This is a genomic window from Cupriavidus basilensis (assembly GCF_000876015.1).
GTDB lineage: Bacteria > Pseudomonadota > Gammaproteobacteria > Burkholderiales > Burkholderiaceae > Cupriavidus > Cupriavidus basilensis_B.
On the sequence record NZ_BBQM01000017.1, the window covers coordinates 1 to 17,672 of the forward strand.

Below are 17,672 nucleotides of genomic sequence, written 5' to 3' on the forward strand. Positions count from 1 at the left end.
GGTGGGCGCGGTGGCCCCTATTTGAACGCAGTGCCAAACGGTTTTGACTTGAGAGGCAATCCGATTCAAAGCAACCCAGCACACCCGCGCTGGGTCCACCGCGCCCACCATGAAACCAGTGCCGGTGCTACGCCGTGACCGCCAAAACCGGTAACGGCAGATGGCCGAACCAGCAGTGCGCCCGCCATCATAGGTCTGACCCCGAAACCCATACCGCCAGCCAGATCGTGGCCAGTCGCACCGGTAACGGCAGGATGCCAGCAGAACTACAGGCCCCACGACGAAACCACCAACAAGAGAAATCCCAACGTTTCTGCCCCTGCCGGCCAGGCAGCCCGCTTTCTTTGCCTACTTTCTTTTCGGGGAAAAGAAAGTAGGTCGCTCCGGGGGAGCGAAAGCCTTTGACTTTGACTTTGACTTTGAAGTTAAGCAGTTGACGTTCAGCCGTTGACATTCAGCCGTTGACATTCAGCCATTGAATTTGGCATTAATCCATCGACGTCAAGCAATCAACATTAAACCGCAAACCCTAAAATCCCCCCAAACCCCAAAATAAAATCAAAAAACTACCGATAATTCCTCTCCCTCCGAATCATCCCCACCGCCAAAGTCGCAGTCAAAATAAACAGCCAGATCAGCGACCAGGCCGGAATCGACAAACCAAAAATCGGCGGCAGCGGCGCCGTGCACAGGCCGTCCGAGTAAAACACCTGCGGCAGCAGCTTGGCGGTGGGCAGCCGGTTGACCCAGTTCTCCAGCGGGTCGATGCCGCAACTGGCCTTGGGGTTGAGCAGCAGCGACACGTGATAGCCGGCCACGGCGATGCCGCCGATGCCGGACAGCATGCCCAGCCCCTGCCACAGGCTGCGCGTGCTCTGCGCGATGGCGGCCAGCAGCGAGAAGATGCCGATGCCGACGAAGGCGAAACGCTGCATCACGCACAGCGGGCACGGCTGGTAGCCCTCCACGTGCTGCAGGTAGAGGGCATAGCCGACCAGGCCGAAGGAAATCACGGCGATCAACAGGAAGAAACTGCGCGAATTGGCTTGCATGGTTCAGTAGCGAATTGGACCCGGGGACCGGGCAGGACCGCGCATCGGTGTCGGCGCGCCGCCGGCCTGACGGCCGGACGTGCGCGATGCGAGGCTCATTATTACCGATTTTGCGCAGCGCGCCACGCACCGTGCGCGGCGCCGCAAACGCGCCTGTTGCGGCGGATTGACGCAGCGGCTCTCACTCCAGATGACGCACACGGTCGATGGCCTGCTCCAGCCGCTCGACCGCGATCACCTCGAGGCCGTCGATCGGCTGCTTGGGCGCGTTGGCGCGGGGAATCACCGCGGTGGTGAAGCCCAGCTTGGCGGCTTCGCGCAGGCGTTCCTGCCCGCGCGGGCTGGGCCGGATCTCGCCGGCCAGGCCGACTTCGCCGAACACCACCAGGCCGCGCGGCAGCGGCTTGTTGCGCATCGACGAATGGATCGCCAACAGCACCGCGAGGTCGGCCGCCGGCTCGGCGATCTTGACGCCGCCCACGGCGTTGAGGAACACGTCCTGGTCGAAGCAGGCGATGCCGGCATGGCGGTGCAGCACCGCCAGCAGCATGGCCAGCCGGTTCTGCTCCAGCCCCACGGCCAGCCGGCGCGGGTTGGGCACCTGCGCGGCGTCGACCAGCGCCTGCACTTCCACCAGCAGCGGCCGCGTGCCTTCCTGCGTGACCAGCACGCAGGAGCCGGCCACCTGCTGCTCGTGCTGCGACAGGAACAGCGCCGACGGGTTGCTGATGCCGCGCAGGCCGCGCTCGGTCATGGCGAACACGCCCAGTTCGTTGACCGCGCCGAAACGGTTCTTGAACGCGCGCACCAGGCGGTGCGAGGAATGGGTGTCGCCCTCGAAGTAAAGCACGGTGTCGACGATGTGCTCGAGCACGCGCGGGCCGGCCAGCGCGCCTTCCTTGGTCACGTGACCGACCAGGATGATGGTGGTGCCGCTGCCCTTGGCGATGCGCGTGAGCTGCGCCGCGCATTCGCGCACCTGGGCCACCGAGCCGGGCGCCGAGGTGAGCGCTTCGGAATACAGCGTCTGGATCGAGTCGATCACCGCCACCTCGGGCTTTTCCGCCTCCAGCGTGGCCTGGATCTTCTCCAGCTGGATCTCCGCCAGCAAGGCGAGCTGCGGGCTGTCCACGCCGAGGCGCTGGGCGCGCAGCGCGATCTGCGCGCCGGACTCCTCGCCGCTGACGTACAGCACGGGGCGCTCGGCGGCGAGGTTGGCCAGCGCCTGCAGCAGCAGCGTGGACTTGCCGATGCCGGGATCGCCGCCGATCAGCACCACCCCGCCGGCCACCAGCCCGCCGCCCAGCACGCGGTCGAATTCCTCGATGCCGCTGGAAAAACGCGGCACGTCGGCCGCGTCGATCTCCGACAGGCGCTGCACGCGGGCCGAGGCGGCCAGCGGCGCGAAGCGCTTGGCCGACGCGGTTTCCGCCACGGTCTCGACCAGCGTGTTCCATTGCTGGCACTGCGGGCACTGGCCCTGCCAGCGCGGCGAGGTGCCGCCGCATTCGGTGCAGGTATAGACGTTCTTTGGCTTGGCCAACTGGGATCCTCGGGGAAAACGGTGGAGACGGTGAAAGCGGTGGAAAACCACCGGAGCGGCGGCGGCGGCAACAAGACGCGGCGAAAAACCACCGAAACAGGCGGGCGGAGGCGAAACGGCGCACGGACGGCACGCCGCCGCCGGGCCAGGCAGGCCACGGGCCGGCGCCGGCCCGCCCGCGGCCCTGGCGTCAGGCCAGCGCGGCCTGCTCCGGCGCCGTCAGCGTCGCCACCGTGACCGGCACGCGCGGCGCCAGCGCGCACATCAGCTCGTAACCCACGGTGCCGCTGGCCGCGGCCACGTCGTCGATCGGCAGGCCCTGGCCCCACAGGGTCACGGCGCTGCCCACGCGGGCCTTGGGGCAAGGCGTGAGGTCGACGCAGATCATGTCCATCGAGACCCGGCCCACCAGGTTCGTGCGCACGCCGTCGACCAGCACCGGCGCCGGGTTGTCGCCCCAGCCGGCGGCATGGCGCGGGTAGCCGTCGGCATAGCCGCAGGCCACCACGCCGATGCGCATGGCGCGGTCCGCCGTGAACAGCGAGCCATAGCCGACGGTATCGCCGGGCTGGAGGTCCTGGACGGAGATCAGCTCGCTGTGCAGCGACATGGCCGGCTGCAGGCCGAAGCTGCTCACGTCGGCCGCCACCCCGGACGGCGACGCGCCGTACAGCACGATGCCCGGCCGCACCCAGGCGCGGTGCGCCTGGGGATGCCACAGCGTGGCGGCGGAGTTGGACAGGCTGGCCTCGCCCGGCAGGTTGGCCGTGGCGGCGTCGAACACCGCGAGCTGGTGCGCGATGCCGCGCGGGCTGTCGGCATCGGAGAAATGCGTCATATGCACGATGCTGCCCACGCACGGCAGGGCGCGCGCGCGCTCCCAGGCGGCACGGTACTGGTCCGGGCGGAAGCCCAGGCGGTTCATGCCGGTATTGAGCTTGAGCTGGATCGCCAGCGGCCCCTTGGGGCGGCCGGCTTCCAGCATGCGCAGCTGTTCTTCGCAATGCACCGCGGTGGTGAGGCGGTATTGCTCCAGCAGCGGCACGTCCTGGGGCTGGAAGAAACCTTCCAGCAGCAGGATCGGGCCCTGCCAGCCGAGCTCGCGCAGCAGCACGGCTTCGTTCAGGTCGAGCAGGCCGAAGCCGTCGGCGGCGCGCAGGCCGGCAAAGGCGCGGCGGATGCCGTGGCCGTAGGCGTTGGCCTTGACCACGGCCCAGACGCGCGCTTCGGGTGCGCAGCGGCGCACGACTTCCAGGTTGTTGGCCAGGGCCGGTTGGTGGATGACGGCGTGAATGGGTCTAGGCATGGGATCGCTGTGGCTTCCAGGAGGCTGATGCGCGACGGCGCGGGAGGGGTCGGGGCCGGACCGAGGCCGGCCGGCAGGGGCCGCCCGCGGCCCGCGGATGCACCACATAGGGGAAGACCCGGTACGCGCTGCACGTCGCACAGACGTTATTTGAACACATCCGACTCAACATTTAGGGAATCGCAGCGCGCTTGCGCTGTCCAACCGGCGGCCCGGAGATGCTCGGAATCGCCTTATTTTCGTGTTATAAAGCCGGACGTTCCGACCATGTTTCAAAAGTGATGCAATATGTCAAACACGGTGAGGCAAGCTGCAAAGCACTCCCAGAGCTGGTCCGGGCATCACTTTGACAACGGCGCCAGCCCAGGTTCCCCGACGGCCTCCGGCGCCGCCGGCAACGCGGTCGTGACCGCGACCGTGACCGACTTGCACAGCAATTGCGATGGAGACAGAGTCCACAGTATGAAGAAGGGTTTTTATACCATCATGGCGGCGCAGTTCTTCTCCTCGCTGGCCGACAACGCGCTGCTGATCGCCGCCATCGCCCTTCTTACCGAGCTGCATTCCCCGCAGTGGATGACGCCGCTGCTCAAGCTGTTCTTCGTGCTGTCCTACGTGGTGCTGGCCGCCTTCGTGGGCGCCTTCGCCGACTCCATGCCGAAAGGCAAGGTGATGTTCATCACCAACACCATCAAGATCGCCGGCTGCGCCATCATGATGTTCGGGCTGCACCCGCTGCTCGCCTACGGCATCGTGGGCTTCGGCGCGGCCGCCTACTCGCCCGCCAAGTACGGCATCCTCACCGAGCTGCTGCCGCCGGAGCGGCTGGTGGCGGCCAACGGATGGATCGAGGGCCTCACGGTCGGCTCGATCATCCTCGGCACCGTGGTGGGCGGCGCGCTGATCTCGGTGCACATCTCCAAGGTGCTGCTCGGCTTCGACATGCCCTTCGTGGACACCGGCATCCACACCCCGGCCGAGGCGGCGATGGTGGTCATCATGCTGTTCTACGTGGTCGCCGCCATCTTCAACCTGTTCATCCCCGAGACCGGCGCGCGCTATCCGCAGCAGGAAAAGAACCCGATCAAGCTGATCGCCGAGTTCGCCGACTGCTTCACCGCCTTGTGGCGCGACAAGCTGGGCCAGATCTCGCTGGCCGTGACCACGCTGTTCTGGGGCGCGGGCGCCACGCTGCAGTTCATCGTGCTGAAGTGGGCCGAGAAGTCGCTGGAGCTGAACCTGTCGCAGGGCGCGCTGCTGCAGGCGGTGGTGGCGGTGGGCGTGGCGGTCGGCGCGATCCTGGCCGCGATGCGCATTCCGCTGCGCAAATCGCTGTCGGTGCTGCCGTTTGGCGTGGCGATGGGCGTGGTGGTGATGCTGATGGCCTTCTACACCAAGAACAGCCTGCCCGATGTCTCGTTCGACGTCCTCGGCATGCACATGCCGCTGTACATGGCCATCGCCTACCTGTTCCTGATGGTGGTGGGCGGCATGTCGGGCTACTTCGTGGTGCCGATGAACGCCCTGCTGCAGCACCGCGGCCACGTGCTGCTGTCCGCCGGCCACTCGATCGCGGTGCAGAACTTCAACGAGAACGTCTCGGTGCTGCTGATGCTGTGCCTGTACGCGCTGCTGATCAAGCTCAACGTGCCCATCGGCATCGTCATCGTGGCGTTCGGCATCTTCGTCTGCGTCACCATGACCCTGGTGATGCGCCAGCACCGCTACAACGTGCGCAACTTCGACTCGCTGGCGATGATCGGCGAGGACAAGCACCACTGACCCCGCCGCGCGCCTCTCTCCTTCTTCCTACCGGTAGTCGATCGTGAACATCACCGAGGTGTTGGCCTGCCCCGGCGTGATGGCTTCGCCGGTCTGCACGTAACGCGCCTGCAGCGCAATGGTGTAGCTGCCGCCGTCCACCGCGGCGGGCACGATGCCGCTCGGCATCACGCTGTGGTACGCCACCGGCGCGCCATCGGGCGAGGCGATCTGCAGCCCGACGCCGCCCGCCGCGGGCTTGGCCTCGCTGCCCGCGCTCAGCGCGACGATCCCCTTGGCCGCGTCCACCACCTCGGTGGCCGGCGTCAGCAGGAAACCGAGTTGGTTGCCGGTGCCGCTCACGTCGCCCAGCGCGCCGTTGTCGTAGGACACACTCGCCGTGGCGCCATGAAACGCCGGGCAGTTCAGCAACCGGATGTCGAATGTTTCCCACCGCGTGCCGCTGCCGACGCCGGAGAAGTCGCCGGGATTGTGGACACCCATGGGAACCCTGACGTCGGGCGTGGTGCAGGTCTGCGACACGATGCTCAGGCTGCCGGTGAAGGCGATCTCGAATGCATCGAGGTACTTGAACGTAGTGGCCTTGCGCCACTTCGAGCTCACGCGTGGCAGCGATGCCCCGGCGACCGGGCCGCTGGCGGAAACATTGCCGATCTTGATCAGCGAGATCTCGACGTATTGCGGCCCGACCGTGTAGATGCAGGTCATCCGGCAGTTGATGGCGTCCTCGCCTGGATAGAACTGGCCAGTGCGGTTGTCGCGGATGGCCACGCCGATGCCCGGCAGTCCCGTTTCGTACACCTTGCCGGCGAAGGGCCCCTGGTTCCAGGCGGCGGCAGGCTGGCTGGTGGTCAGTTCGAGGGCATTCCTGACCACGGTGACAGCGTAGTTCTTGCAGTCGATGCCCACCGCCTGCGCGGACACGGTCTGGCTGTAGATGACGGTGCCGTCGGGCACGTCGCGGCCGATGGTCAACGCGCCGGCGGCCAGCGGCACGCTCAGGGTCGGCGGGGCGGGCGAGCCGTCCCCCACATAGCAGTCGGAGGTATCGATCGCCGCGTTGGCGGCGCCAACCGCGCCCAGGCCGATCAGCAGCCCAACGAGATTGCGGAGATATGGCTTCATGTTCTTGTTCCTTCCTGTATGGCGCGGCCCCATCGCCGCCGCCGTTGTCCGTTCAGCCGACCGTGCAGACGCGCTTGAGGCGCAGCAGCGGGCTGCTGCCCTGCGCATCCGCCGCGGGCTCGATCTCGCACTGCTGGCCGGCGCCGTCGCCCCAGCGCGCGGTGAGCGCGCCGCCGCCTTCCTTGAGGCGCACGTAGATGCGCCCGCCCTGCCCGACCAGCCCGGCGTTGTTGCCGTCGCCGTCGGTGACTTCGGCGCCGAACGGCACCGGCGTGCCATCCGCCAGCGCGGCGTCGATCAGCGCGGCCTGGCCCGACTCGGTGGCGTAGCGCAGCATCACCACCGCGCCCGCGCGCGGCGCCACCTGCTGGCTGGTGACCTTGAGCTCGATGTCGTCGGGGATGTTGGCCGGATCGAGCGAGACCTGGTTCTGCCGGTACGGCATCAGGTAGGGCACCACGCCGTAGCCGCGCCCGTCGAGCACCAGGCCCGGATAGCTGTCGATCCTGGCCCCGGCCGCGGCCGGGGCTTCCACCACGGCGAAGGTGTCGCCCGTGTACGGCGAGAAACTCACGCCGCCCGGATGCGCCACCACCGAGCCGCTCAGGCCGACCGACGCATTGCGGTAGCCCGAGCCCTGGCCGTAGGCGGCCTGGATCGAGGTGTAGGGCGTGCGGTACTGGCCGTTGAGCGCGCCCGAGACCTGGCCCGCGGCGCTGCGCGCGGCCGTCACGCCGTAGCTGAACTGGTTGTCCGCGCCCGCCACGCCGCTGACCGTGGTCTGCGCGCTGGTGCCGCCGCCGGTTTCGTGGCCGAGGCTGAACGCGAGCTGCGGCGCGCGGCTTGCGCGGCCGAGCGGCAGCGTCAGGTTGAGCATGAACTGGTTGTCGACGGTGCCGTTGGCGCCGCGCACGCGCGTGGCGGTGACCGAATAGTTCACCGGGCCGATGCGGTTGCTGTAGCCAAGCTGGTACTGCACGTCGTGCGGCTTGCCGTTCCAGTAGTCCTGCGCCAGCGCGCTGGCGAAGACCTGGCCCCAGCCGCGCGGCAGCGGCTGGCTCAGGCTCACCGTGGCGCGGCTCTTGGGGCGGTGCATGGCGCTGATGTCCTGGCCGCTGCGGGCCGCCTCCTCCATGCGCGCGGCGCCGGCGAAATCGACATAGCGGTCCGACGAGAAGCGATAGGTGGCCACCGACAGGTTGCTGCCGGTCTGCTGGAACAGCTTGCTGTAGGCCAGCCGCGTGCTGGTGCCGGCGAAGGTCTGCCCGCCGATCCTGGCGTAGGCGCCGGTGACGTCCATCGACACCGCGCCGAAGCCGGTGTCGAACGCGGCGCCGGCCAGCACCGCCGCGTAGCGGTTGCTGGCCTGCACGCCGGCGTAGCCGGTCAGGCTGTTGGTCAGCCCGCGCTGCACGGTGGCCTGCAGCAGCTTGGGCCGCGACGACAGCGTGGTGTCGTTGAGCACGCCGGCGGTGACGCTGAAGCGCGTCATGCCGGGGCGCAGCAGCATCGGCACGGCGGCGTAAGGCACGGTGAAGGTGCGCTCGCGCCCGTCGGCCTCGGTCACGGTGACTTGCAGGTCGCCGCCATAGCCGCTCGGGTAGAGGTCGTCGATGGCGAACGGGCCGGGCGCGACCGGCGTGTCGTAGATCACCACGCCGTTCTGGCGGATCGTCACGCGCGCGTTGGTGTCGGCCACGCCGCGCACCACCGGCGCGTAGCCGCGCTGCGAGTCGGGCAGCATGCGGTCGTCGCTGGCGACCTGCGCGCCGAGGAACGGCAGCGTGTCGAACAGCTCGCCCGAGGTGTTCGCGCCGCCCAGCACGAGCCGGCTCTGGAGCGCGGTCAGGTCCTTCTGCACGTAGGTGTTGACGTTCTGGTACTTGCTGCCGGCGCCGGCCTGCGTGCTGAGCGAGCCGTTATGGCGGAAATACCATTCGCCGAGGTTGAAGCCGGCGTTGAGCGAGAGGAAGCCGGACGTGGCGGCGTGGCCGCCCGACTCGCTGCGGTAGACGTTGAGGCCGTAGCCGAGGAAACCGGCGGTCACGCCGCTGTCCCACAGCGCCGGGTTCACGTAGCCGCGCGGCGTGCGCCGCGCCATGTCCTGCGGAATGCTGACCTCGAGGCGCAACTGGCCCGGGTCCAGCGTGGCGGTGGCATGCGGCACGATCTCCGGCAGCGTCAGGCACGCGCCCGGCGCCGCCAGCGCCGCGACCACGCCGGCGTCGACCTTGGACATGTCCACGCCGAACTGGTCGAGCTGCGCCAGCGTGACGCAGACCCGGGCGCCGCCCGGCTCGCCGCCGGCCTTGACCTGCACGTCGGTATAGCCCAGCAGCTGACCGTTCACGGTAAGTTCCGCGCGGTATTCGCCGGGCAGCACCGGGTTGCCATGCTGATAGCGCGACAGGTCGGCCTTGTGCCCGCCCTGCCGCACGAGGAAGTCGTCGTTGAACTCGACGCTGGCCACCGTCATCGGCGCGGCTGCCGCGGCGTTCGCGGGCGTGGGCGCCGCCCATGCGCCGCCCATGCCGAACAGGACCAGCAACGCCAGGCACAGCGGCGTGCGTTGCGTGGAGAGGGTGTTCCTGGTGCGGTTCGAGATGTCGGGGCGCATGGTTTTGCAGGCCGTTGGGCAATGTGGCCCCCACGGCGGCGAACATGCGGCCTGCCGCGAGAACCCGGGTGACTGGAAGAAGGTGCGGAGGGCGCGGCGCTGGGGCCGCGCGCGCCTACCTGGCGACGGCGCCAGCCTTGTTGTCGATGACGGCGCCGTAGTCGTTGACGGTGGTGAAGACCACCTGTGCATCGCCGGCCGGCCGGGACAGGCCTTCGACCGGCAGCTCGATGCTGCCGAGCGGCGGCACCATCTCGGCCTTGGCCTGATAGCGCTTGCCGCCGGTCTCGACCGCCGCGCTGGCGATGCTGACGTGGTAAGGCGTGGGATTGCTCGCCTTGGCCACATAGCCGCCGGCACTGCCGGCGGCCGGCTGAATGGCCCAGGTCAGCCTGGCGGGCGCGCTGTTGGCGTCGCCGGGCAGGCCGCTGGGGCGGAAGAAAATCTTGAGGCGCGAGCGGAACGCCATCTGCAGCACGTTGGCGGGTGCATCGCTCTGGAGCTTGGGCGGGACTTCGAGCACATTGAGCCAGTAGACCGATTCGCGGTCCTGCGGCAACGGCTCCTGCGTATAGACCAGGCGCAGCGACTGTCCCTTGCCGGGGTCGATGCGCGCGATCGGAGGCAGCAGCGTGAACGGCATGCTGGCGGTGTTGGCGTCAGCGCGGGCATTGCCATCGTCGACCCAGCTTTGCAGCAGCGCCGGCACCTTGCCGTCGTTGGTCACTTTGACCGTGACCTGCTTGGCCTGCGCCGGATAGATGACGCGCGTGCCGGAAATGACCACGCCGGCCCATGCGCTTGCCGCCGAGCCCAGCATGGCGGCGGCGAGTGCCGCGGCGGCCAGCTTGCGTGTTCGTTGTCCCATGATGGTTCCCCTGGTTGCCTTGTTGGTTTCCCGTATCCGGTGGATCCCGGCCGGTTTCTGTCGATCCCGGCCGGTCCCTTCCGTTGCTTCCCCTTCTCGCTGGTGACTCGCCTTCCGGCAGCCCTTACGGGCAGGCTGCCGGCATGGCGGCGGGCGATTACTTGTAGTCGATCGAGTAGGTCACCTGGCCGGTCACGGCGCCCGGCTGGACTTCGTCGCTCATCGCGCGGTAGGCGACGATGTACGGCAGCTCGGCCGCGCCGGCGGACAGTTCGTACTTGGTGGAGCTGTCCTGGTTGGAGCCGACCTTGATCGGCTGGCCGCTGGTGGGATCCAGGAGAGCCAGTTCGACGTTCTTGGCAGCGTCTTCGCCGGTGGTGAGGTTCGCCAGCGTGCCGCGGTCGAGGTCTACGCCGGGGCCGGCTTCGAAGAACGCCGATGCCGTGGTGGCGGGACCGCTGCATTCCTTCAGGCCGACCACGAAGCGCGTCAGGCCGGACAGGGCGTCGGTGGAGCTCAGCGTGGCGGCGGCGACGGAGGGCAGCACCACGGTGGCGGCCGCCGGCGTTTCCGTGCCGTTGACGCTGATCTTGCAGGTCTGGGCAATCACTTCGCCTTCGAAGTTGATGGTGCCGTCGGAGGCTTGCGCACCGGTGGCGACAGCGGCCAGGGCGGCGGTGGCGAGCAGGGTGCGGATAATGTTCTTGGTCATGGCGTTTTCCAGTTGGTTGAGGTTGGTGAAAATGCACCGTAAAATGCGAAATCTTCATTTTCTCCGGTGCCTGACCTGTTTCCCGGGCCAGTGACTGAATTCTAATTTTCCGGTCCTTGACTGTTAATTTGACCAGTACCAAGATTGGTAACGGATTTATAGGACTTGTACTAATCGCCAATTTTTCGGCACAAAAAGAGTCACTAAGATCACTTTAATGACGGCAATCCATATTCACGAATCCGCACATTCACGGTGACTTAGAAACAAAGAAGACACATTTCAGCAATTTTTGGTCAACAAACTGGCGAAACACGCGAACGACGGTGCAAAACCCCGCGAAAGGCGCCGTCCGACCCGGAGCATCGGACAAATTCGCCTCCGGATCCGCACGGACTAGGACCAGCCGGAAATGCCATTTTCACCATTCACGGACGGACGTATTTTCAATACCGGCGGCGATGGAAAACGGGAAAATGAAGCGGTGCGGGAATGCCGGAAAAAGCGCGCGCGATGGCCCGCCCGCCATTCGCGGCAACGGAGATTATCGGAGGAGAATATGCCCGGGCTTCGGGCAGCGCGCGGCGGCGCGCGGCAGTGCTATTCGGCCGCCCGGGCCACGCGCTGCCGCGCCCGCTCTTCCCAGCCGGGCGGCACCACGAAGCCGCGCGTGCGCTCGCGCCAGAGGCCGGGCGCGAGCGGCCCGGCGGGCTCCAGCTCGCACAGCATGACGGGCGCCTCGCGCCGCCAGCTCTTGTCGTGCCGGGTTTCCGCGAAGCGCAGCGCCAGCGCGTCGCGCACGGTGGCCAGCGGCTCGGTCTGCGCCCACGGCACCAGGGCCGGCGCCATCCACGCCGAGCGCGGCAGGCGGAACCAGCGCGAACCCGCGCGCGTGGCGGCCCAGTCCGCCCACTCCGGCAGCGTGTCCCACCAGCCGTGCAGATGGTCCGGCGCGATGCCGAGGTCGCGCACGCCGGCCGGGACGCGGCCATTGCGGTAGAACAGCCAGCCGAGCAGGTAGACCTCGCTGCGGTCCACCTTGCGCCCCAGCAGCGCGAACGCCTCGGGCATGTGCGACAGCGCCAGCTGGCGGTGCACGAGATGGCCGAGCTTGTCGCCCAGGCGGTCCACCAGGTTGGGGCCGACGAAATGATGCAGCCGGGGCGGCGCGGCATCGCCGCGCTGCGCCTCGGGGACGGGATCGACCAGCAGGTAGAACTTGGCCGCCATCTCCCAGTGCACGATGGCGCCGCTGCCGGCGTCGCGCCAGACGAAGTCGAGCTCGCCCAGCGTCTGGACGCCATGCGCGCCGGCGCGCCGCACCGGCAGGTTGGCCGCCAGCAGTTCCAGCCCGGGGGTATGTTCCAGCGTGAACTGGAGCAGGCGCTCGGCGTGGCGCCCCAGCCGCAGGCTGGGCGCGTGCGCGGCGCCGTGCGGGCGCGGATGCTCGCGGCCCGCCGCCAGTTCGGCGATGGTGGGCGGCAGCGCGCCGGGATCGGCCGACAGCAGCCAGCGCTGCCAGCCCGCCAGCGCGCCGTCGGGCCAGCGCGCCAGCCCCGGGGCGATGCCGTTGGTGGTGCCGTTGAGGGCACCGTCGATGGCGGGATGGGTAACGCCGCCAGGACTGGCGGACATGCCGGCGGGAACCGCGCCGCCCGCCCTTTCTGCGGCCCTTTCTGCGGCCTCTTCTACGACCCCTCCCGCAGCCGCTACCGCCGGCAGGAACGCCAGCAGGGGCGGCGACAGCGAGCACCAGGCCAGTTCGCGCAGGCGCTGCGAAGCGGCATGACGCCACAGCGGCGCCACCTCGATGGCGCCGCCGGGGCCCAGGGCGGCGTCAGGCCTTGGCTCCCGCACGGGCATGCACCTCGCGGGCCAGGCAAAGGTCCTCCCACGCGCGCGCCTTGTCCGACAGCGTGCGCAGCAGGTAGGCCGGGTGATAGGTCACCACCACCGGGATGCCCTCGTAGCTGTGCACGCTGCCGCGCAGCTTGCCGATCGGCGTGGTGGTGCGCAGCAGCGACTGCGCGGCGAAGCGGCCCAGCACCACGATCAGCCTGGGCTGCACCAGCGCGATCTGGCGGCGCAGGTAAGGCTCGCACTGCGCGACCTCGTCCGGCTCCGGGTTGCGGTTGCCGGGCGGACGGCATTTCAGCACGTTGGCGATGAAGACATTGCGCCCGCGCGCCAGGCCGACCGCGGCCAGCATGTTGTCGAGCAGCTTGCCGGCCACGCCGACGAAGGGCTCGCCCTGCTTGTCCTCGTTCTCGCCGGGCGCCTCGCCCACCAGCATCCATTCGGCCTGGCGGTCGCCGACGCCGAACACGGTCTGGGTGCGGCGGTCGCACAGGCCGCAGTCGGTGCAGCCCGAGACGCGCGCCTCCAGCCCGGCCCAGTCGAGGCCGGCGATGACCGCCTCGCGCGAGCCGGCGGACGCCGGCATGGCGGGCTGCGCGGGGGCCAGCGCGAGCGCGGGCGGCGCTTCCGTTCGCGGTTCCGTCCGCGCCTCCGGACGAATTTCCGGGCGGATCTCCGGGTGAATTTCCGCCGGCGGCCGCGGCGCGGCTTCCGGCCCGGCCCGGTCGCGCACGGACGGCGGCGCCATTGCCGCATCCCCGGCGGCGGCGGCCGGCGCTTCGGGCGGCGCGGCAACGGCGGCGGCAACCGGCTCGGCGGCAACGTCCGCGGCGAGATCCGCGGCGACATCCGGCTCCGCCGTCCGGTCCTGCGGCAATGCCGGCGCGTGGCGCGGCACCCACTCCTCGCTCACGCCCAGCACTTCGAGAAAACGCGCGCGCCGGTTCATGCCTGGCCCTCCGCGGGCGGCCACGCGCGGCGCAGCACCAGGGCGTCCTCGCGGGTCTGGCCGGCCGCCGGGTAATAGCCCTTGCGCCGGCCGATCTCGGCGAAGCCCGCCTGGCGGTAGAGTTCAATCGCGCCGGTGTTGGACGGCCGCACTTCCAGCAGCATGGTGTGCAGGTGATGCGCGTGCGCGGTGGCCAGCGCGGCGGCCAGCATCAGCCGGCCCAGGCCGGTGCGCTGGCGCGCCGGGTCCACGGTGATGTTGAGCAGGTGCATCTCGTCCACCACCGGCATCAGCACGGCGTAGGCGGCCAGCACGCCGGCCGGGTCGCGCAGCGTCATGCCGAGGTGGCCGGCCTTGACCGAATTCTCGAAATTGCCGCGCGTCCACGGATGGCTGTAGGCGCGCGCCTCGATGCCGGCCACGGCCTCGACGTCGAGCGCGCTCATGCGCCCGATCGCCCAGCCCGCCCCCAGCACCGGCATGACCGGCACTTCCGGCCAGCCGGCGGACGGCGGCGCCGGCGGCGCGCCGGCCTCGGCGGCAAGCGGCATGCTGCGGCGCGCGCTCATGGCCGTTCTCCGGTGGCGGCCAGCGCGGCGCGCTGCGCGGCGATGGCCTGGCGCTCGGCAATGGTCTGGGCGACCTTGTCGCGCAGGTAGATCGGCATGGCGTCCTCCGGCGCGACGGTCTCGTTGCGCGCCAGCGCGCGCAGCGCGATCGACACCAGCGCGGGCGCGGCGGGCAGCGCGCCGGGCACGCTGTGCTGCGCCAGCGCGGCGGCGGCGAGGCGCTCGCCGAACACGGCGGCGGCGTTGCCGGCCAGCCAGAACGGCGCGGGCGGCAAGGTCACCGCCTCGGGCGGGCACACCTGCATGGCGGTGACGGGCTGCCATTGCTGCGCGGCCTCGTCCCAGGCGAAGGCGCCGGCATAGGCTTCGTCCATGCGGGCATCCAGCGCCACCAGCACCGGCACGCCGGGCGGCAACGCGGGCGCGCCCGCCTCACTCACCTCACCCACTTCACCCAGGCGCACGCGCTCGGCGCAGGCCATCAGCGAATTGACGGGAACCACCGGCAGGCCCGCGCCGAAGGCCAGGCCCTGGGCCACGCCGCAGGCGGTGCGCAAGCCGGTGAAGGAGCCGGGCCCGGCGCCGAAGGCGATGGCGGCGCAGTCGGCCAGCGCGATGCCGGCCTCGGCCAGCAGCTCGCCGGCGGCCGGCAGCACCCGCGCGGACGAGCGCGGGCCGGTGTGTTCATGACGCACCAGGCACTCCAGGGCGCCGCCTCGGGCAAGGCGCCCGAGCGCGACGGAGCACCACTCGGTGGAGGTTTCGACAGCAAGAATCCAGGACATGGCGAGATTGTATCCGTTGCCACCTCAAAAGCTGAACTTGCGCGCGCGCGGCTGCCGCGCGCCGCCGGCGCGGCGGGCCGGACCGAGGCCTTCCTCGGTTTCTTTGCGCCCAAACGCGCGGCGGCGGGCGCTATCATCGCGCTGTCCGCGCCCGGCCCCGCCTCGCGCCCCGCCATTCCCCCAACACACCCAGGAGACCCCATGAGCGACCTGCAGGCCCGCTTCGCCCAAGCCCAGCTCGACGTCAAGCAACTGACCGAGCGCCCCAGCAACATGACCCTGCTGCGCCTCTACGCGCTGTTCAAGCAAGGCAGCGAAGGCGATGTCCACGGCGACAAGCCCGGCATGACCGATTTCGTCGGCCGCTACAAGTTCGAGGCCTGGGAAGCCATCAAGGGCACCAGCAAGGACGAGGCGATGGAAAAGTACGTCGCGCTGGTCGAGGAACTGCGCAGCGGCACGGCCGCCTGAACCTCGCCGCCGGAGCATGCCCCGGCCGGCCATGCGTTCATGCCGGCCCGCTAGGCCGGCAGCGGCCGCGGCCGGATGCGCCACGCCGCCAGGATGGCGGTGGCGATCACCAGCCCGACCGCGAGGAAGGTCTCGTCGAACGCGCGGATGCGCGCCGCGGCGTCGCCCTCCGGCCCCAGCACCGCGCCCTGCGCCGCGAGCCGCCACTGCAGGCCCACGCCGGCCAGGCTCACGCCGATGGCGCCGCCGAGCTGGCGCAGGAAATTGATGCAGCTCGAGCCCTGCGCGATCAGCGAATAGTCCACCCCGCGCATCGCGCCCAGCGTCAGCGACGGCAGGATGCAGCCCAGCCCGATGCGCCCCACGATGGCCCACGCCACCAGCAGCAGGTACGGCGTGGCCTGTGAGCCCAGCGCCATCAGCAGGAAGGACGCCGCCAGCAGCGCCAGCCCGAACGAGACCTGCCGGTGCGGCGCGATGCGGTTGGTCAGCCGCCCCGCCGCGGCAATGGTGAAGGCCAGCGCCAGCCCGGCCGGCAGCAGCACCAGCCCCGCGCGCGACGGCGTGTAGGCCAGCGCCATCTGCATGTAGACCGGCAGCAGGTAGGTCGAGCCGAACAGGCCCGCGCCGTAGATGAAGGCCACCACCGCGCCGGCGGCGAACTGGCGGTAACTGTACAGGCGCATGTTCATCAGCGGATGCGCCGCGCGCAGCTGCCACAGCACGAACAGCACCAGCATCAGCACGCCGAAGCCCGCCAGCGCCAGCCCGGCCGGCAGGCTCTCGCGCATCTGCACCACGCCGTTGAGCAGGCTCACGGTGGCGATGCCGGCCAGGCCCAGGCCGCGCCAGTCGAGCGGCTTGCGCTCGCCCATCATGGCCGAGTCCACCGCCATGAAGCGGCGCGCCATCCAGAGGCCGATCAGCGTCAGCGGCACCACCACGAAGAAGATCGAGCGCCAGCCGAACGCCTCCACCAGGAAGCCACCCACGCTCGGGCCCACCGCCGGCGCCAGCACCACGCCGAAGCCGAACAGGCCGATCGCCTTGCCCTGCTCGCGCTCGGCGAACACGCGCAGGATCAGGATGTTGGGCAGCGGCTGCAGGATGCCCGCGGCGATGCCCTCGGCCACGCGCATGGCGATCATCACCGCGTAGGTCGGCGAGAAGCCGCCCACCAGCCCGCCCGCGCCCAGCAGCAACAGGCTGCCCACGAAGGTGCGGCGCAGGCCGTAGCGGTTGAGCAGCCACGGCGTGAGCAGCATCGACAGCGTCATGGCGATCATGAAGCTGGCCGCCACCCATTGCGCGCGCTCCTGGCCCAGCGCGAAATGCCGGCTCAGCGCCGGCACGGCCACGTTGACGATGGTGGAGGAGACGATCGACGACACCGTGCCGAGCATCAGCGTCAGCAGCACCAGCCAGCGCAACTGCTCGCCGTAGCGCGCGCGCAGCGATGCCCGCGTGGGGCCGCCGCCCGCCCTGCCCGGCGCCGTGTCCGTGGCGTCGTTGGCCTGCGCGCCGTCCGTCGGCCCGCCGGGGGCGGGCGGCGAAGGCTGCGCGCTCACCCCAGGCGCCCGCTGGCGGCCAGTTCGCGGATCTTGCGCACGGTGTCGATGTCGGCTTCGTGATAGGCCGACTTGACGATCTCGGCGTAGCGGTCGTCGCCGCGCTCGTCGATGGCCGGCATGGTGGTCTCGTAGACGAAGCGCAGCAGCAGCGCGCCCGGGCCCGGCGTCTCGATCGCCATCGTCAGCGTGCCGCCGGCATGCTCGGCGGTGGCGGCGGTTTCGTAGCGCACCTCGCGGCGCGGCACGAACACCACGCGGTCGCGGATCGTGGCCTTGCCGAAATGCAGCACCCGCACCACGAAGTCGTCACCCCGCGCCACGATCTCGGCACGGTCCAGGCCCAGGACGAACAGCTCGGGCTCCGCCGAGCGCAGCACCAGCCCTTGCCAGAGCTGTTCCGGCGTCAGCGTGTCCAACTGGATATTGCGTGGATCGTTGATCTCCACAAGGTGCTCGAAGCGCAAC

Annotated in this window: 15 protein-coding genes; 2 read left to right on the forward strand and 13 right to left on the reverse strand. The window is 69.6% G+C overall.

Features of this window, described 5'->3' with window-relative positions:
• Positions 1-566: 566 nt before the first annotated feature.
• The 3 genes from KF708C_RS18230 to alr form a co-directional block, all read right to left on the reverse strand.
• Complete coding sequence (locus KF708C_RS18230; RefSeq protein WP_020202747.1) at positions 567-1,052, reverse strand: disulfide bond formation protein B; 486 nt, start codon at positions 1,050-1,052, stop codon at positions 567-569.
• A gap of 181 nt (positions 1,053-1,233) precedes the next feature.
• Positions 1,234-2,595 carry a DNA repair protein RadA gene (radA, locus tag KF708C_RS18235; RefSeq protein ID WP_020202746.1) on the reverse strand — a complete coding sequence of 454 codons (1,362 nt, stop codon included), beginning with the start codon at positions 2,593-2,595 and terminating at the stop codon, positions 1,234-1,236.
• A 190-nt stretch (positions 2,596-2,785) separates the two neighbouring features.
• Positions 2,786-3,901, reverse strand: a complete 1,116-nt coding sequence (gene alr / locus KF708C_RS18240) for an alanine racemase (protein ID WP_020202745.1) — start codon at positions 3,899-3,901, stop codon at positions 2,786-2,788.
• A 462-nt stretch (positions 3,902-4,363) separates the two neighbouring features.
• Here alr and lplT point away from each other — a divergent pair, with 462 nt between their 5' ends.
• On the forward strand, positions 4,364-5,683 hold the full coding sequence (gene lplT, locus KF708C_RS18245) for a lysophospholipid transporter LplT (protein WP_020202744.1): 1,320 nt from the start codon (positions 4,364-4,366) through the stop codon (positions 5,681-5,683).
• Between the two features lie 27 nt (positions 5,684-5,710).
• Here the strand turns inward: lplT and KF708C_RS18250 are convergent, their stop codons facing one another.
• From KF708C_RS18250 to tsaB, 8 genes are all read right to left on the reverse strand, one after another.
• Positions 5,711-6,808 (reverse strand): fimbrial protein, encoded by a 1,098-nt coding sequence (locus KF708C_RS18250; RefSeq protein ID WP_059412853.1) that lies wholly within the window; start codon positions 6,806-6,808, stop codon positions 5,711-5,713.
• A 52-nt stretch (positions 6,809-6,860) separates the two neighbouring features.
• On the reverse strand, positions 6,861-9,425 hold the full coding sequence (locus KF708C_RS18255; RefSeq protein ID WP_059412854.1) for a fimbria/pilus outer membrane usher protein: 2,565 nt from the start codon (positions 9,423-9,425) through the stop codon (positions 6,861-6,863).
• Positions 9,426-9,540: 115 nt separating this feature from the next.
• Positions 9,541-10,293 carry a fimbria/pilus periplasmic chaperone gene (locus KF708C_RS18260; RefSeq protein ID WP_059412855.1) on the reverse strand — a complete coding sequence of 251 codons (753 nt, stop codon included), beginning with the start codon at positions 10,291-10,293 and terminating at the stop codon, positions 9,541-9,543.
• 157 nt (positions 10,294-10,450) lie between these two features.
• The gene (locus KF708C_RS18265) at positions 10,451-11,005 is read right to left on the reverse strand and encodes a fimbrial protein (RefSeq protein WP_059412856.1); all 555 of its coding nucleotides are present in this window, start codon (positions 11,003-11,005) and stop codon (positions 10,451-10,453) included.
• A 600-nt stretch (positions 11,006-11,605) separates the two neighbouring features.
• Positions 11,606-12,868 carry a DUF1853 family protein gene (locus KF708C_RS18270; RefSeq protein WP_059412857.1) on the reverse strand — a complete coding sequence of 421 codons (1,263 nt, stop codon included), beginning with the start codon at positions 12,866-12,868 and terminating at the stop codon, positions 11,606-11,608.
• Complete coding sequence (locus KF708C_RS18275; RefSeq protein ID WP_059412858.1) at positions 12,843-13,811, reverse strand: uracil-DNA glycosylase; 969 nt, start codon at positions 13,809-13,811, stop codon at positions 12,843-12,845. The genes KF708C_RS18270 and KF708C_RS18275 overlap by 26 nt, the downstream gene beginning before the upstream one ends.
• Complete coding sequence (gene rimI / locus KF708C_RS18280) at positions 13,808-14,362, reverse strand: ribosomal protein S18-alanine N-acetyltransferase (RefSeq protein ID WP_082079638.1); 555 nt, start codon at positions 14,360-14,362, stop codon at positions 13,808-13,810. The genes KF708C_RS18275 and rimI overlap by 4 nt, the downstream gene beginning before the upstream one ends.
• A 14-nt stretch (positions 14,363-14,376) precedes the next feature.
• Entirely contained in the window at positions 14,377-15,165 is a 789-nt protein-coding gene (gene tsaB, locus KF708C_RS18285; RefSeq protein WP_059412859.1) for a tRNA (adenosine(37)-N6)-threonylcarbamoyltransferase complex dimerization subunit type 1 TsaB, read from the reverse strand.
• 201 nt (positions 15,166-15,366) lie between these two features.
• On the opposite strand from tsaB, the gene KF708C_RS18290 reads away from it, so the two are divergent.
• Positions 15,367-15,636 (forward strand): acyl-CoA-binding protein, encoded by a 270-nt coding sequence (locus tag KF708C_RS18290; RefSeq protein WP_059412860.1) that lies wholly within the window; start codon positions 15,367-15,369, stop codon positions 15,634-15,636.
• Between the two features lie 50 nt (positions 15,637-15,686).
• Here the strand turns inward: KF708C_RS18290 and KF708C_RS18295 are convergent, their stop codons facing one another.
• Together KF708C_RS18295 and KF708C_RS18300 are read right to left on the reverse strand one after the other, a co-directional pair.
• On the reverse strand, positions 15,687-17,090 hold the full coding sequence (locus tag KF708C_RS18295; protein ID WP_029043544.1) for a DHA2 family efflux MFS transporter permease subunit: 1,404 nt from the start codon (positions 17,088-17,090) through the stop codon (positions 15,687-15,689).
• 110 nt (positions 17,091-17,200) lie between these two features.
• Positions 17,201-17,671: an SRPBCC family protein gene (locus KF708C_RS18300; RefSeq protein WP_020202733.1), complete on the reverse strand. Its 471-nt coding sequence runs from the start codon at positions 17,669-17,671 to the stop codon at positions 17,201-17,203.
• Between the last annotated feature and the right edge of the window lies 1 nt (position 17,672).

Excerpts from the sequence above, each read along its gene's own strand:
- KF708C_RS18230 (WP_020202747.1), bottom strand. The coding sequence starts at position 1,052 with ATGCAAGCCAATTCGCGCAGTTTCTTCCTGTTGATCGCCGTGATTTCC.
- alr (WP_020202745.1), bottom strand. The coding sequence starts at position 3,901 with ATGCCTAGACCCATTCACGCCGTCATCCACCAACCGGCCCTGGCCAAC.
- lplT (WP_020202744.1), top strand. The coding sequence starts at position 4,364 with ATGAAGAAGGGTTTTTATACCATCATGGCGGCGCAGTTCTTCTCCTCG.
- KF708C_RS18250 (WP_059412853.1), bottom strand. The coding sequence starts at position 6,808 with ATGAAGCCATATCTCCGCAATCTCGTTGGGCTGCTGATCGGCCTGGGC.
- KF708C_RS18255 (WP_059412854.1), bottom strand. The coding sequence starts at position 9,425 with ATGCGCCCCGACATCTCGAACCGCACCAGGAACACCCTCTCCACGCAA.
- KF708C_RS18260 (WP_059412855.1), bottom strand. The coding sequence starts at position 10,293 with ATGGGACAACGAACACGCAAGCTGGCCGCCGCGGCACTCGCCGCCGCC.
- KF708C_RS18265 (WP_059412856.1), bottom strand. The coding sequence starts at position 11,005 with ATGACCAAGAACATTATCCGCACCCTGCTCGCCACCGCCGCCCTGGCC.
- KF708C_RS18270 (WP_059412857.1), bottom strand. The coding sequence starts at position 12,868 with ATGCCCGTGCGGGAGCCAAGGCCTGACGCCGCCCTGGGCCCCGGCGGC.
- KF708C_RS18275 (WP_059412858.1), bottom strand. The coding sequence starts at position 13,811 with ATGAACCGGCGCGCGCGTTTTCTCGAAGTGCTGGGCGTGAGCGAGGAG.
- rimI (WP_082079638.1), bottom strand. The coding sequence starts at position 14,362 with ATGCCGCTTGCCGCCGAGGCCGGCGCGCCGCCGGCGCCGCCGTCCGCC.
- tsaB (WP_059412859.1), bottom strand. The coding sequence starts at position 15,165 with ATGTCCTGGATTCTTGCTGTCGAAACCTCCACCGAGTGGTGCTCCGTC.
- KF708C_RS18290 (WP_059412860.1), top strand. The coding sequence starts at position 15,367 with ATGAGCGACCTGCAGGCCCGCTTCGCCCAAGCCCAGCTCGACGTCAAG.